The organism is Novosphingobium sp. THN1 (assembly GCF_003454795.1).
GTDB lineage: Bacteria > Pseudomonadota > Alphaproteobacteria > Sphingomonadales > Sphingomonadaceae > Novosphingobium.
In genome coordinates, this window is record NZ_CP028347.1 from 3,194,233 (window position 1) to 3,209,560 (window position 15,328).

General features: G+C 64.0%; 9 protein-coding genes and 1 pseudogene. 6 read left to right on the forward strand and 4 right to left on the reverse strand.

Features of this window, described 5'->3' with window-relative positions; translation table 11 throughout:
- Positions 1 to 33 precede the first annotated feature (33 nt).
- A complete protein-coding gene (locus C7W88_RS15680; RefSeq protein WP_118074820.1) occupies positions 34 to 846 on the reverse strand; it encodes a ferredoxin--NADP reductase in 813 nt (270 codons plus the stop codon).
- 426 nt (positions 847 to 1,272) lie between these two features.
- Between C7W88_RS15680 and sucC the strand changes: the two genes are divergently transcribed.
- Positions 1,273 to 2,472, forward strand: a complete 1,200-nt coding sequence (gene sucC / locus C7W88_RS15685; protein WP_118074254.1) for an ADP-forming succinate--CoA ligase subunit beta — start codon at positions 1,273 to 1,275, stop codon at positions 2,470 to 2,472.
- On the forward strand, positions 2,472 to 3,362 hold the full coding sequence (gene sucD / locus C7W88_RS15690; RefSeq protein WP_118074255.1) for a succinate--CoA ligase subunit alpha: 891 nt from the start codon (positions 2,472 to 2,474) through the stop codon (positions 3,360 to 3,362). Before sucC ends, sucD begins: the two co-directional genes overlap by 1 nt.
- A gap of 63 nt (positions 3,363 to 3,425) precedes the next feature.
- Here sucD and C7W88_RS15695 read toward each other — a convergent pair whose 3' ends face one another.
- The 3 genes and pseudogenes from C7W88_RS15695 to C7W88_RS15705 form a co-directional block, all read right to left on the reverse strand.
- Entirely contained in the window at positions 3,426 to 3,611 is a 186-nt protein-coding gene (locus tag C7W88_RS15695; RefSeq protein WP_118074256.1) for a hypothetical protein, read from the reverse strand.
- Between the two features lie 191 nt (positions 3,612 to 3,802).
- Positions 3,803 to 5,169: pseudogene (locus C7W88_RS15700) on the reverse strand (alkaline phosphatase family protein).
- Positions 5,170 to 5,171: 2 nt separating this feature from the next.
- Complete coding sequence (locus C7W88_RS15705) at positions 5,172 to 7,469, reverse strand: TonB-dependent receptor (protein ID WP_118074257.1); 2,298 nt, start codon at positions 7,467 to 7,469, stop codon at positions 5,172 to 5,174.
- A 177-nt stretch (positions 7,470 to 7,646) separates the two neighbouring features.
- On the opposite strand from C7W88_RS15705, the gene C7W88_RS15710 reads away from it, so the two are divergent.
- The 4 genes from C7W88_RS15710 (at position 7,647) to C7W88_RS15725 (ending at position 15,300) form a co-directional block, all read left to right on the forward strand.
- A complete protein-coding gene (locus tag C7W88_RS15710) occupies positions 7,647 to 9,806 on the forward strand; it encodes an RNA degradosome polyphosphate kinase (protein ID WP_240344944.1) in 2,160 nt (719 codons plus the stop codon).
- Entirely contained in the window at positions 9,807 to 11,258 is a 1,452-nt protein-coding gene (locus tag C7W88_RS24525) for a Ppx/GppA family phosphatase (protein WP_118074259.1), read from the forward strand.
- Positions 11,259 to 11,422: 164 nt separating this feature from the next.
- Positions 11,423 to 14,221 carry a TonB-dependent receptor gene (locus C7W88_RS15720; RefSeq protein ID WP_118074260.1) on the forward strand — a complete coding sequence of 933 codons (2,799 nt, stop codon included), beginning with the start codon at positions 11,423 to 11,425 and terminating at the stop codon, positions 14,219 to 14,221.
- On the forward strand, positions 14,221 to 15,300 hold the full coding sequence (locus tag C7W88_RS15725; protein ID WP_118074261.1) for a phytase: 1,080 nt from the start codon (positions 14,221 to 14,223) through the stop codon (positions 15,298 to 15,300). Before C7W88_RS15720 ends, C7W88_RS15725 begins: the two co-directional genes overlap by 1 nt.
- The last annotated feature ends 28 nt before the right edge of the window (positions 15,301 to 15,328 follow it).

Here is a 15,328-nt window from a genome sequence, read left to right on the forward strand (position 1 = left end):
CTTCTTGCCGGTGCGCACATACCGCGCGAATACCTAACCGACGAACGCCCTCTCGATCACGAAGTCCGCAGGCCGCGAATTGGACCCTTCGACGAAGCCGCGCTCTTCCAGCATCGCCGTCAGCCCCTTGATCATTGCGATACTGCCGCAAAGCATGACGCGATCTGTCGCCGGGTCCAGCGCCGCGGGGCCTTGCAGCCCGTCGAACAGCCGGCCGTTTTCGATCAGGTGCGGAATGCGCCCCTTGGTGTGGAACTCCTCGCGGGTCACCGTCGGCACATAGATCAATTGCAGCAGGGCCTGGTCCTGGACCAGCGGATCGCCTGCCAGATGGCCCTCAAGCTCTTCGCGATAGGCAAGGTCGTAAACGTCGCGCACGCAGTGGACTACGACGATCTGCCCGAAGCGCTCGTAAATCTCGGGATCGCGAACCAGCGACAGGAATGGTGCAAGTCCGGTACCGGTGGCGAACAGGAAAAGTCGCTTTCCCGGAGTAAGCGCATCGGCAACCAGCGTGCCCGTAGGCTTGCGCCCCAGCAGCACCGGATCGCCGATCTCGCAATGCTGCAGGCGTGACGTCAGAGGGCCATCGGGCACCTTGATCGACAGGAACTCGAGCTCCTCGCCCCAGGCCGGGCTGGCGATCGAATAGGCGCGCAGCAGCGGCTTGCCCTCGATCGGCAGGCCGACCATCACGAACTCGCCGGAGCGGAAGCGGAACGATGCAGGCCGCGTGATCGTGAAGCTGAAGAGGTGCGCATTCCAGTGGCGGACCGACTGGATCGTCTCGACGGTAAGCGTATTGGATTGGCCGAGCGCTGCCAGCGCCGCCTTGCGATCGCTCATCATGGAAAGCATCCCCGTATCGGAGGGGCAGGGTCTGCAGTTTGTCCTGCAGGAAAATACGTCCCTGATCTTTCCATAAACCACGAATCGCTGGCCAGAGGCGATATGGTCTTTCGTGCAGGTAACGTAACGTAAGCGGCCAATGCCGCAGTGCGGGATAGTTGCAAATCGGAGATTCGCAAGTTTGCGGAATTGCATTTGACACGCCATCCGCCGGAATGCACGGAGGCTGCGCGGAAGGCCGCTCGGCTAACCTGTTCTGTCGGAAATTCCGGACCAACGGAGAGTTCCGACCAGCCAGATGGCTGCAAGTGCAGGATGGTGAGCGCACCTTCACGAACTTTGCACCAGTCTGAAAGGGCAGCGGTCTTCGTGTCCCCTGAACGCTGGTGGTCGATATGGCGCTCGGCGCCAAGGAGATGTTGAATGAACGTCCATGAGTACCAGGCGAAGGAACTGCTTGCGAAGTTTGGTGTCGGCATTCCGGCGGGGATTGCGGCGCTGACGGTTGAGGAAGCGGTTGCTGCGGCCAAGCAGCTTCCGGGGCCGCTTTACGTGGTCAAGGCGCAGATCCATGCGGGCGGTCGCGGCAAGGGCAAGTTCAAGGAACTCCCGGCTGATGCCAAGGGCGGCGTGCGCCTGGCCAAGAGCATCGAGGAAGTCGAAGCCTTTGCCAAGGAGATGCTCGGCAACACCCTCGTCACGGTGCAGACCGGAGAGGCGGGCAAGCAGGTCAATCGCCTCTACATCACCGATGGCGTTGATATCGCGAAGGAATACTACCTGTCGATGGTGGTGGACCGCGCTTCGAGCCGCGTTGCCATGATCGTCTCGACCGAGGGCGGCATGGACATCGAAGAAGTCGCTCACTCGACGCCGGAAAAGATCGCCACGATCACGATCGATCCGGCCGAAGGCTTCATGCCGCACCACGGCCGCGCTGTCGGCTATGCGCTCAAGCTCACGGGCGATCTTAACAAGCAGGCCGGCAAGATCGCCGAGCAGCTCTACAACGCCTTCGTCGCGCTGGATTGCGACATGCTCGAGATCAACCCGCTGGTGGAAACCAAGGACGGTAACCTCCTCGTCCTCGACACCAAGATGAGCTTCGATTCGAACTCGCTCTACCGCCACCCAGACGTTGTCGCGCTGCGCGACGAGACCGAGGAAGACCCGGCCGAGATCGAAGCGAGCAAGTACGACCTTGCCTACATCAAGCTCGACGGCAACATCGGCTGCATGGTCAACGGCGCCGGCCTTGCCATGGCGACGATGGACATCATCAAGCTGAACGGCGAATTCCCGGCGAACTTCCTCGACGTGGGCGGCGGCGCGACGACCGAGAAGGTCACCGCGGCGTTCAAGATCATCCTCAAGGATCCGGCGGTGAAGGGCATTCTCGTCAACATCTTCGGCGGGATCATGAAGTGCGACATCATCGCTGACGGCATCGTCGCCGCGGCCAAGGAAGTGAACCTGCAGGTTCCCCTCGTCGTCCGCCTCGAAGGCACCAACGTCCAGCAGGGCAAGGACATCCTCGCCAACTCGGGCCTGCCCATCGTCCCCGCCAACGACCTTGGCGATGCCGCCAAGAAGATCGTCGCTGAAGTCCGGAAGGTCGCATAATGTCCATTCTCGTCGACAAGAACACCAAGGTCATCACGCAGGGGATGACCGGCAAGACCGGCAGCTTCCACACGCAGGCTGCGCTTGATTACGGCACGCAGATGGTTGGCGGCGTGACCCCCGGCAAGGGTGGCACCACGCACATCGGCCTGCCGCAGTTCGACACCGTGGCAGAGGCCAAGGCCGTGACCGGCGCGACCGCATCGTGCGTCTACGTGCCGCCTTCGGGCTGCGCCGACGCCATCCTCGAGGCGATCGATGCCGAGATGGAGCTGATCGTGGCGATCACCGAGGGCGTGCCCGTGCTCGACATGGTCAAGGTCAAGCGCGCGCTGTCAGGTTCGAAGAGCCGCCTGATCGGCCCGAACTGCCCCGGCGTGCTCACGCCCAACCAGTGCAAGATCGGCATCATGCCGGGTTCGATCTTCAAGGAAGGCTCGGTCGGCGTGGTCTCGCGCTCGGGCACGCTGACTTATGAAGCGGTGTTCCAGACCTCGGCCATCGGCCTCGGCCAGACCACGGCTGTCGGCATCGGCGGCGACCCGGTCAACGGCACCAACTTCATCGACGTGCTCGAACTGTTCCTGGCCGACGAGGCGACCAAGTCGATCATCATGATCGGCGAGATCGGCGGCGACGCCGAGGAGCAGGCCGCGCAGTTCCTGATCGACGAGGCCAAGCGTGGCCGCAAGAAGCCGATGGCCGGCTTCATCGCGGGCCGCACCGCGCCTCCGGGCCGCCGCATGGGCCACGCCGGCGCCATCGTCTCGGGCGGCAAGGGCGACGCCGAAAGCAAGATCGCGGCGATGGAAGCCGCCGGCATCAAGGTCTCCGCCTCGCCCAGCCTGCTGGGCGAGACGCTGGCCGAAGTGCTGAAGGAAAGGGTGTAAACCCAAAGCCTTGGCTTGAGAATTTGAGAGCCCCTGCGAAAGCGGGGGCTCTTTTTTCATGCCTCAGGAAGTGCGCCGAAGTGCGCCTTCGGCTTCTGACCGGAATGGCAGGTCCTCGTAAGCCGGGGTGAAACCAAGCCTGCGATAGAGTTCGGGACGGAGGTAGGGAAAGGCGTCGCCGGCGTCTTCGTGGACGCGGGCGCATTCGCCCAGGAAGCTGTCGATCGTGCGAAAGAGGCCGCGTTTCATGGGTTACCATTGGTTGGCGGGGATGCGCGCCGGACCTTTGCAGCGGCACCGCTGATTCGCGCTAACGCATTCGATATTCGTCAAATTTCAGCAACACAGGCGCCAACCGGGAGTTTTCCAACTCCATGGCAACTCACCCGCAACTCTCCGAGGCAGAGGCGCAACTCTCCCCGGAGAATGCAGAACTGCGCCTACCCGCCGATCTTGAGGGCGGGAACCTGCGCATCGGGCAGCTTCGCCCCCATCACCTCTGCCAGCGTGGGAGCGATCGCGCGCATGTCGATCTCACCCAGGCTGCGCCCCTTGCCACGCCCTTCCCCATCGCGAGGAAGGTCGAGCGCATCTCAGGCATGGCCGGGAAGTAGCCGTGCATGCCCTTGTAGCGTGAAGGCTTTGCCAGCGGCGCATCAGCCGCAAAATTCCCCGCCAGTGCGCCGGGCTTGAGATCGACGTAGAAGCTTGCCTGCGGATTGCCGCCGAGCCTGGCGATCTCCGCCTTGTCGATGACCTTGGCGATCTTCGCCTGCGGATCGGCGGCAAGCTTTTCCAGCAATGCGCCGACCAGGCCGGTGAGCGCGTCATCGTCCGGGCGGGCGAGGACGACTGCAACGGAGCCGCCCGAGGGCCAGGGCATCGCGTCCCACGACGCGACCTTGCCATCGGCGCCGAGCCGGATCAGCCCGGCATCGATGAACGGGCGGAACAGGTTCACTTCGGTGTCGGTTGCGACGAAGCCGTGGTCGCTGACCAAGGCGATCGTGGCATCGGGCCGCGCGGCCAGTTCGGCGCTGACAAGCTTGCCAACTGCAGTGTCGAGACGTTCGAGTACGGCGTTGGCTTCGGCGCTGCCGGGGCCGTGGAGGTGCTCCTCATGGTCGAGCGCGGCGAGGTACACCGTAAGGAAATCGGGCTTCTTCGTCTCGATCAGGCGGACGGCGAACTTTGTGCGGTTCTCGTCGGCGTCGACGTCTTCGTCGATGCCGTCGGCATAGGCGCCGCAATCGTGTTCGAGTTCATCATAGAGGCCATCGGTGGCGAGCGCGCGGATCAGCTTGCGATCATCGCCGTGGCCCGAGCGCCAGATCTGCGGCATGTTCCAGGTGAGCGATTTGACGCCGACGCTGACCGGCCAGTGGACGTTGGCGGTGCTGAGGCCCGCCGCCCTGGCCGCATCCCACAGCGTTGGCGCACTAATGTCCTGCGCATACCAGTACCAGCCACCGTAGTTGACCTGCCTGGGATCGAAGGTGGTGTTGCTGACGATCCCGTGCCTGGCCGGGGCGACGCCAGTGATCAGCGTGGTGTGGCTGGGATAAGTGACGGTGGGCAGATTGCCCATGACGCCAGTGGCATAGGCCCCTTCCTTCAGAAACCGGCGCAAGTTCGGCACCTTGAGCCCGCGCTTTTCCGCTTCCAGCACGTCGCCGGGACGCAGTCCGTCGATCGAGATCAGCAGGACAGGCTTGCCCGCTTCTTGGGCCTTGGCGACGACAGGCGCCGTGCTGCCCAGCAGCACGACGCCCGCAATCACGGCCTTTGCGGTTGAAAGGCCGCGCACGATCAGAAGCCCGCCTTGAGCGTGACGAAGACCTGCCGTGGCGCGCCCGCGAGCAGGGTCTGGTTGTCACCGCTGAAGCCGAAGCCGTTGGAGCCGATGGTGGCCACATAGCGCTTATCGAACAGGTTCACCGCATTGATTTGCAGTTCGATCGGCTGGCGCTGGCCGATGTCCACGCGATAGCCAATGGTGGCATCGACGAGCGCGCGGCCCGGCACCGACTTGTCGTTCAGGTAGGTGAAGTAACGCTTCGACATCCAGTTCACCCCGACCCGACCGAACACGGTGTCACTGTCATAGGACAGTTCGCCGCGCAGGAGGTGCTTGGGAGTATCGACCACGGTCTTGCCCTTGGTGGGACGGATGGTGGTAACGCCGCCTGCGGTGATGACGACGTCATCGCGATAGGTGGTATCGTTGTAGCTATAGGAAGCGAAGGCGCCGAAGCCGCCGGGCAACTTCACGTCCACCGCCGCTTCGATGCCGAGCGCGCGGACCGAGCCGACGTTCTGCAGGGCGTTGGTGGCTCCGACGATGCCGAGCGAAGTGGGGATGACCAGCAGGCGATCGCGGAAATCGACATAGTAGCCAGCGAGCGAGGCGTTCACGATACCGGTGTTGTACCGCAAGCCTGCCTCGTAGGTGTCCGAGCTTTCCGGCTTGATCGTGTTCTTGATCGCATCGAAGCCAGCCTGCGTTGACGAGAACGGGCCGCTGGTGGTGGAAGCCTGATAGGCGCGCGTCACCTGCGTGAAGCCCGCAAAGGCTTCGAGACCGTTGCCGAACTTGTAGTTCAGGCCGACATGCGGCTGGAACCAGTCCTCGACCTTGAGGTCACCGGTAGCGCGGCTGTTGGTGTTGACCAGCGCAAAAGCGTTGGTGTCGACCGAGTAGCCCTTCCAGCCGAGGTTCACCTTGAGATCGCCAAGGTCGATATCGTCCGAGACGTAGTATTGCAGCGTGTCGGTTTCGAACGCGATGGACCACTGCGTGAAGAACGGGTTGCGCTGGAAATCGAGGTGATCGCGGCCCGGATTGGTGCGGCTTTCATAGCCATAGAAGCGGCGCGACTGGATGAAGTCGTTCTTTTCATACCATCCGCCGACGAGAAGCTTGTTGAAGCCGAGTTCGCCCGTCCACGAGGCAAACACGCCCTTGCGCTTGATGTCGTATTCGGTCGTGCGGATCGACATCGGCACGCCCGAGGGGCTGGCCAGATACGGCGTGCCCCAGGTGCCCTGCCCGTCGTTCTCATGGTAATAGCCCTTGATCGCGAACTTGCCGGTATCGCCGGTCTGGATGGTCAGGCCAAGTGCGGCGAGCGTATCCTTGCGCAGGCCCGAAGCATCGTAATAGGCATCATCGGCGATGACGAACGGCGACGGATAGGTCGTGCCAGCAGCGGGGTTGGTCGGCGTGACGCCGCTGTAGCCCGTATTTGCGGCAATATCGGCAATGTTGATGGCTTCGGCATAGCGCGAGGGGCCGAAGTTGTCCCAGTCATAGCCGAGACGATCGATCATCTCGAGGCTGAGATCCTGATAGTCCTGCTCGGCGCGGTCGGAATAGCTGATGTAGCCATCGAGATCGACGGTTTCGCCCAGCGGCAGCACGGCCTTGGCGTTGGCCATGAAGGTGCGCTGCTTGCCATCGCCCTTCCACTTCTTGCCATCCTGATACTGGACCGATGCATAGCCGCGCGCGCCTTCTGCCGTTCCCAGCGCGACACGGGCGAAACCGCGGTATGTTTCCGCCGAACCGTAGGATGCCGAAACGTCGGCACCGAGCACGTCCTTGGGGTCGACCGAGAAGAATTCAAGCGTACCGCCGAGGTTGTTGGTCGATTGTGCGGCGATGGAGCCGGAACCCTGGCTGACGCGCGTGACGCCGATGTTTTCAGGGCTGATCGCGCGGCTAATGTGCAGGCCATTGGCGTTGCCATAGGACATGTCGCCCAGCGGAATGCCATCGAGGTTGAAGCCGAGCTGGTTCTGGCTGAAGCCGCGGATGGTGACGCGGGTCGACCATTCATAGTTGCCGAAAGCGTCGGCCGACTGGAAGTTGACCGAGGGCAGCTTTTCGATGGCCTTCAACGGGCTGGTGCCCGAGGCGAGGATGGTCAGCTCTTGCGTGGAGAGTTCCTGCACCTGGCGGGTCTGGCCCGAGCCGAGGACGACGATCTCGGCATTGGCAGAGTCCGCAGCCATGGCGGCTTCAGCGGCAGGCGCAACTTCTTCCGCAGCAAAGGCAGGAGCAGCGATGAGCGAAGTGCTGGCGAGCAGCACGGCGACGATACGCATGGTGTTATCCCTCATAGACCACATCGGTGTGGCGAGGGCCTGCTAGGCGCGCGCTGTTGCAGGATGATGGAGATTCGGCGTCAGATCAGCGACATCTGCGTGACGATTGGTTGACAGCAATCATCCGGAACAGGACTGTCACGGGACTGTAACGCGAGATGCGCAATGGCTCTGGTAATGTCGGCAGGGGAAATTCCAACGCAGATCGAAGGCTTGCCGCCCGTGCAGGAGCGGTTCTTCAATCGCGAGCTGAGCTGGCTGGCCTTCAACCGCCGCGTGCTGGCCGAGGCGGTCAACCCGGATTACCCTCTGCTGGAGCGACTGCGGTTTCTTTCGATCAGCGGCAGCAACCTTGACGAGTTCATGATGGTCCGCGTGGCAGGGATCGCCGCGCAGGTGCGCCGCCAGATCGACGAGCTTTCGATCGACGGGCAGACCCCGCAGCAGCAGCTGGGCGCGCTGCTCGATGCGGTGAAGAACCTGATTGACGCGCAGCAGGACGTGCTGGCCGATCTCAAGGACGAACTGGCCGATGCCGGCATTCGCATCATCGACAACGATGCCCTGAACAAGGGTGAGGCCGAGTGGCTGCGCGACTATTTCGAGGAACACGTCGTCCCGGTGCTGACGCCACAGGCGATCGATCCGGCGCACCCCTTCCCCTTCATCGCCAATCAGGGCACCGGAATCCTGTTCCAGCTGCAGCGCACCGCGGACGGTGCGCCGGTGACGGAAATGATCCTGATCCCGCCTGCCCTGCCCCGCTTCGTCCGTCTGCCGGGTAGCCGGGCTTCGTGGATGGGGATCGAGGAACTGGTGCGGCGCCATGCGACGCTGCTGTTTCCCGGCTTCAAGATCCTGGGCGACGGCACGTTCCGCGTGCTGCGCGACAGTGACATCGAAGTGGAGGAAGACGCCGAGGACCTCGTCCGCTACTTCCGTACTGCGATCCAGCGGCGGCGGCGCGGCAAGGTGATCCTGCTGCACTTGCAGGAAAACTTCGATGCCGCTGCCGAAAAACTGCTGCGCGAGCAATTGCGGCTCGATCATGCGCTGGTGATCAAGAGCCGGGGCCTGCTGGCGATCAGCGGGCTTTCTGCGGTGATCGAGGAGGACCGGCAGGATCTGAAGTTCGATCCCTACAACCCGCGCTACCCCGAACGCATTCTCGAACATGACGGTGATTGCTTCTCTGCCATCCGCGAGAAGGATCTGGTGATCCACCACCCTTACGAGAGCTTCGAGGTGGTGATCGACTTCCTGCGGCAGGCTGCGGCCGATCCCGACGTGGTGGCGATCAAGCAGACGCTCTATCGCGCCGGGAAACAGTCCGCCGTGATCGCAGCGCTGATCGCGGCGGCAGAGGCCGGCAAGTCAGTGACGGCAGTGGTCGAACTCAAGGCCCGCTTCGACGAGGAGCAGAACCTGATGTGGGCCGCGCAGCTTGAACGCGCGGGCGTTCAGGTGATCTACGGCTTCGTCGACTGGAAGACTCACGCCAAGGTGAGCATGGTGGTGCGGCGTGAAGGTGGCGGATATCGCACCTACTGCCACTTCGGCACCGGCAACTATCATCCGGTCACCGCGCGCATCTATACCGACCTGTCATTCTTCACTGCCGACCCGCGCATGGGCCGTGATGCCGGGCAGCTGTTCAACTTCGTCACCGGCTATGTCGAGCCCAAGCAGACCGAACTGCTGGCGATCAGTCCGATCAACCTGCGCGAGCGGCTGTACGAATGCATCGAGCGTGAAGTCACGCTGGCGCGCAAGGGCCGTCCCGCCACGATCTGGGCCAAGCTCAACCAGTTGACCGACCCTGACCTGATCGACCGGCTCTACCTTGCCAGCATGGCGGGCGTGGAGATCCGGCTGGTGGTGCGCGGGATCTGCTGCCTCAAGCCTGGCGTGCCGGGGCTTTCGGAGACGATCGAGGTGAAGTCGATCATCGGGCGGTTCCTTGAGCACAGCCGCATCTGGGCTTTCGGCAACGGGGCCAACCTGCCCAACAAGCGGGCGCGGGTGTTCATCTCCTCGGCCGACGGGATGAGCCGCAACATGGGACGGCGGGTGGAAGTGCTGGTGCCGGTCAAGAACCCGACGGTGCACGATCAGATCCTCGACCAGGTGATGCTGGCCAACCTGCTGGATACCGAACAGAGCTGGGAACTGGGACCGGACGGCGAGTACGAGCGGTTCGAGAAGGGCGACCCCTCGTTCAACCTCCACGGCTATTTCATGACCAACCCGTCGCTTTCCGGGCGTGGTGCAGCGCTTTCCAAGGGAAGAAAGGTTCCAAAGCTTGCGTTGCGGCGCGGCGCGGCTAACCGTGGCTGAGTGAAGGCTCAAACCACCATCTACGATTGGGCGCAATCGCGCGCGATCATCGACATCGGCTCCAACACCGTGCGGCTGGTGGTCTATGGCGGGCCGCCGCGTGCTCCCGTGACGCTGCTCAATGAGAAGGTGACAGCCAAGCTTGGCAAGCATGTGGCCGAGACGGGCCGGCTTTCCGACAAGGCGGTGGACAGCGTGCTGGCGGCGCTGCGGCGCTACAAGGCGCTGATCGATCTGGCGCAAGTGCCGCGCGTCGACGTGGTGGCGACGGCGGCGGCGCGCGATGCGACCAACGGGCCGGAGTTTCTGGCGCGCATTCGCGAGATCGGCTTTGAACCGCGATTGCTCTCGGGCGTCGAGGAAGCCGAGACCAGCGCGACGGGCGTGCTTGGCGCGTTTCCGGGGGCCTCGGGCATCGTCGGGGACCTCGGCGGCGGCAGTCTTGAACTGGTCGATATTGCCGATGGCGGAACGAGCCATGGGGTGAGTCTGCCGCTGGGCTCGCTGCGCCTGCCGCCGTTGCGGGCGCGGGGCGACCGGGTGTTCGTGCGCGAAATCAGCCGGATGCTGGCGGGGGCGGATTGGGTCGCTGAGCCAGAGGCGACGCTCTATCTGGTCGGCGGATCGATGCGCGCGCTGGGCCGCGCCATGATGGTGCAACTGGGCTGGCCACTGGATGACACGCACGGCTTTGCACTCGATGCCGCCAAGGCGCTGGAGTTGGCCAGGCGGTTTGCGCGGCGGGGGCAGGCGCTGCGGCAGATCGATGGCGTTTCGGCAAGCCGCGCGGCGAGCATTCCCGACGCGGCGGCATTGCTGGCGGTGCTGCTGCAGAAGCTGGAGCCAAAGGGCATCGTGTTCTCGTCATGGGGCCTGCGCGAGGGCGTGCTGTTCGGATCGCTGCCCGACGCGGCGCAGCGCGAGGACCCGTTGCTCGCCGGTGTCAGCGCCTTCGTGGAGCCAATGGGCGTCGATGCGGCGCTGGTCGAGGCGACGGTGGCGGCGATAAAGGAGGTTGCGCCGCTGGCGGAGACTCCGGTCGGGCGGGCGGCGGTGATGCTGTGCCTGGCTGCGGGCCGGGTCGAGCCCAACCTGCGGCGTGAGCTGCCGACGGAGTGGGGCCTGCAGAAGCGCTGGGTGGGCTTGGACAACGCCGGGCGCGCCGCGCTGGCCAGCGCCTTGCGCGCCAGCCTTGGCAAGGGCGGCGCCGGTCAGGTGCCATGGAGCGCCCTCGCCTCGCAGGACCTGCTGTTCGAGGCGCGGACGCTGGGCCATGCGGCGCGGCTGTGCCGACGCCTGAGCGCGGGATCGGCGCGGGTGCTCGGCCAGGTGCGGCTGCGGGCCAAGGGCGGCACGATCGTGATCGACAGCCCCGACCCCAACCTTGTCGGCGACAGCGCGGCGCGCGACCTGCGCGAGCTGGTGCAGCACTGCAGCACGCCTGCCGCCTGACATTTGCGTAACAGTTTGTCGCGTGTGACCGGACCACGCGCCCGACTTTCCGCAATTGTTACGGCTGTTTGAAACGCATTCTTCGTTCTGCCTTCGAACTGTCGCGTGACCGTCAAACGCAGTGCCTAGGGGCTCCCCCAGCCAAGTCATTCAGGGGGCTTACCATGACATCTGTGTTTTCCGCGGCGCGCAGCCGCACTCTGCTTCGTGCGATGCTGCTGGGTTCGGTTGCCGCGCTCGCTGCCACGCCAGCCTTTGCCGAAGACCTTGCCGCGGAAGAGAGCGCCGAGGCGCCGATCGTGGTGACGGGCGAACGTCCGATCGCCGAATCCGAAGCCGCCGCGCTCGACGTCCAGAAGAAGTCGGATTCGCTGGTAACGGTGCTATCATCCGATGGCGTCGGCCGCCTGCCCGACCAGAACATCGCGCAAGCCACCAGCCGCCTGCCGGGCGTTGCCATCGAGCGCGACCAGGGCCAGGCGCGATATATCAGCTTGCGCGGTGCGCCCAACTACTGGACCACGCTGAGCTTCGACGGGATCAACGTCGTCAGCCCCGAGGGCCGCGATGCGCGGTTCGATTCGATCCCCTCGGCAATTGCCAAGCAGGTCATCGTTTCAAAGGCGGTGACGGCGGACATGCCGGGCGAGACGGTTTCGGGCAACGTCAACGTCATCACCCGCTCGGCCTTCGACTTCGCCGGGCTGCACGTTCAGGGCAAGGCCGGGATCGGTTACGCCGAGCTGGGCGACCGCCGCGAATACGAAGGATCGCTGGTCGTTTCCGATCGCTTCAAGGCGGGTGACGGCGAGATCGGCGTGCTGCTTTCGGGCAGCTTCTTCGAACGCAACATGATCACCGACAATTTCGAGATCGACTGGGAGCGCGTTTCGCAGGACCAGCGCCCCGGCAACGGCACCCGCTTCTGGGCGCGCGAGACGGAGAACAAGCTCTATCGCCTGCGCCGCCGCAACTGGTCGGTCTCTGGCCGCATGGACTGGAAGCCTGACAGCGAGAACACGATTTCGCTGCGGTCGGTCTACACGATCTTCACCGACGACGAAGCGCGCGACAACTACATCTTCGACATGGATGACAAGCAGGGCGATCTTTCGAACAGTGCGGCCGCCTGCCCGACCACGATCAACACCACGCCGACCACCACCGGCTATGCCGACGTCTGCATCGGCAATACGCCGCTCAAGGGCACGGTCTATGGCATCGACATCAACCAGCGCTCCACCCTGCGCGCGTTCCGCCAGTCGATCTTCACCAACACGCTGGAAGGCACCCACGAGTTCGGCGAAGGCTGGAAGGTAAACTGGCTGGGCAACTATACCGAGTCCAAGGACGACCGGTCTGTGGTGGGCGAAGCGCGCTGGAACAGCCCTTCCACCCGCTCTGCCCGCCCGACCGTGGCCTATGACTTCACCAACCCGCTGCGCAACACGCCACGGTTGTTCACGACGGTGCAGCTTTCCAGCCCGACGCGCTACACCGCCGGGACTGCCGTCAGCGCAATCGACACGTTCACCAAGCCACTGGCCGAGCTTCGCCTGCTTGACGCGGTGGACACGACGAAGGCCTATACCGGCCGCCTGATCGTGGCCAAGGACACCAGCTTCCTGGGTGGTGATGCAACCTTCAAGCTGGGCTTCCAGTTCGACCAGCGCACCAAGGTGGTGGACGAAAGCCAGATCTCGCTGACGGCGGCTGGCGACTTCGCCAAGATCGGCATCCCCACCGACTACTACCAGTTCTCGCTGGATCAGGGGTTCCTCGGCAAGATCCCGATGGGCTACACCTTCCGCTATTTCGATACCGACAAGATGCGCCAGTATGCCGACGCCGCGCGCGCCAATTTTACCTTCACGCCCAATACCGCGAACATCTATGACGTGCGCGAGCAGGTCTTTGCCGGTTTCGCCATGGGCACGCTGCGCTATGACTGGGGTTCGGTGGTCGGCGGGGTTCGCGTCGAGCATGTGAAGAACCGTGGCATTGCCGAGGCCAATATTGCCGGGACCACAGGTCTGGTCACCGCCGAGGCGAGCCAGACCCTCGCCTTCCCCAGCCTGCACGTGAATTACGACCTGGCCGAGGACAAGAAGCTCAGGCTCTCGTTCAACAGCGGTGCGGCGCGTGCTGATTATGACCAGATCCGCCCCAACGTGACGGTGAATGACGCCAACCTGACCATTTCCGGCGGTAATCCCGGCGTGAAGCCCGAGCGCGCCTATGGCGTGGACGCCTATTTCGAATGGTACGTGCGTCCGCAGGGTTATCTCATGGCCGGCGTGTTCTACAAGAAGGTCGAGGACGTGCTCTATTCGCAGCGCCGGACCTTCAATTCGGACGTGCTCAACAGCGGCGGCGTCGATCGTTCGCAGTACACCTTCACCGGCATCACCAACGGCGGTGACGGGCGCATCTTCGGCTTCGAAGTGGCCGCGCAGCTGCAGCTGGAACCATGGACCGAAAGCCTCGGCCTGCCCGACTTCATGGGTGGTTTCGGCGTGAGCGCGAACCTGACGTACAACGACAGCGAGGTGACCAAGCCTGCGGTGGGCGATGTCCCTGCCCGCAAGGTGCGCCTGCCCGGCACGTCCGACTGGGTCTACAACCTGGGCGCCTATTACGAGAAGTACGGCCTGTCGCTGCGCCTGCAGTACCAGCGCCGCAGCACCTGGCTTGATGGCTATGCCGATGACCTGACCGACGCTGGCGACACTTATTGGGCAGCCGACGACGAGATGGACTTCTCGGCCCGCTATGCGATCACGAAGAACTTCGAGGTCTATTTCGATGCCTCGAACCTGCTGAACAAGCCGGGCCGCCGCTATTCCGAGCCGGGCAACCTGTTGACTGCGACCGGCACGCCGACGCCGCACACCGACATCTACACCATCGAATACGAACGCTTCGGTCGTCGCTATGCGGCGGGCGTGCGGATCAACTTCTGATGGCCGCGCTGCCCAGGTTCGTCACGGCAGGATCGGGGGCATTGCTCCCGGTCCTGTTCCTTTCTGCCTGCGCCAGCGTGGCGGAGTTTCCGCGTCCATTCTATCCGGCGGTAGACGTGGCAGCGACGGGCGAGACCGCGCCGGTCGGGTCTGCCAATGCCGATGCCGCCGATGACCCGGCAATCTGGCGCAATCCTGCCGATCCCGCGGCCAGCCTGATCGTCGGCACCGACAAGAAGGCCGGGCTCTATGTCTATGGGCTGGACGGCAAGGTGCGCGATTTCGTGGCAGCGGGCGCGCTCAACAATGTCGACTTGCGCGAATTGCGCCCCGGCTTCGTCCTCGTAGCGGCAAGCGACCGCAGTGACCTGACCGAACCGAAGATCGCGCTGTTCCGTCTGGATGGCGCGAGTGGCAAGCTGAGCAGCCTTGGCACGCTGGCGTTTCTGGACGCCGGCCATGCTCCGGCCGAAGCCTATGGCTTCTGCATGGGCAAGGCCTTGGCGTCGGGTGAACTGGCGCGGGCCTATGTCGTGCTGAAGGATGGCACGGTGGCAGAAAGCGCGCTGGAAGCGGCTGGTGGCACGATCACGGCGCGGCACTTGCGCTCGGTCCGTTTCCGCACCCAGTCCGAGGGTTGCGTGGTCGATGACCGGACGGGCCAGCTCTATGTTGCCGAGGAAGATGTCGGCATCTGGCGGGTGGATCTGCGCAGCGCCGTGCTGCGGGCAGAAGCGTTTGCCATGGTGGGCGCGGAAAAGGGGCTGGCAGCCGATGTCGAAGGGCTGGCGCTGGCACCCGAAGGCCGGGATGGCGGCATGCTCGTGGCATCGAGCCAAGGCGACAATGCCTATGCGCTGTTCGACCTTGTGACAGCCGCACCGAAAGGACGCTTCCGCATCGCCGCAGGGCAGTTCGGCGCAACCAGCGATACCGACGGGATCGAACTAGTGCCGGGTGACTTTGGCCCGGCCTTCCCTGCTGGCCTGTTCGTCGCGCAGGATGGCGATAATGCGCCACGCGCGCAGAACTTCAAGCTGGTGTCGTGGCAGACGATATTAGACAGGCTCGAGCGGTAGTCGGCGTTTGGGGGCCTTGCCTGAAGGC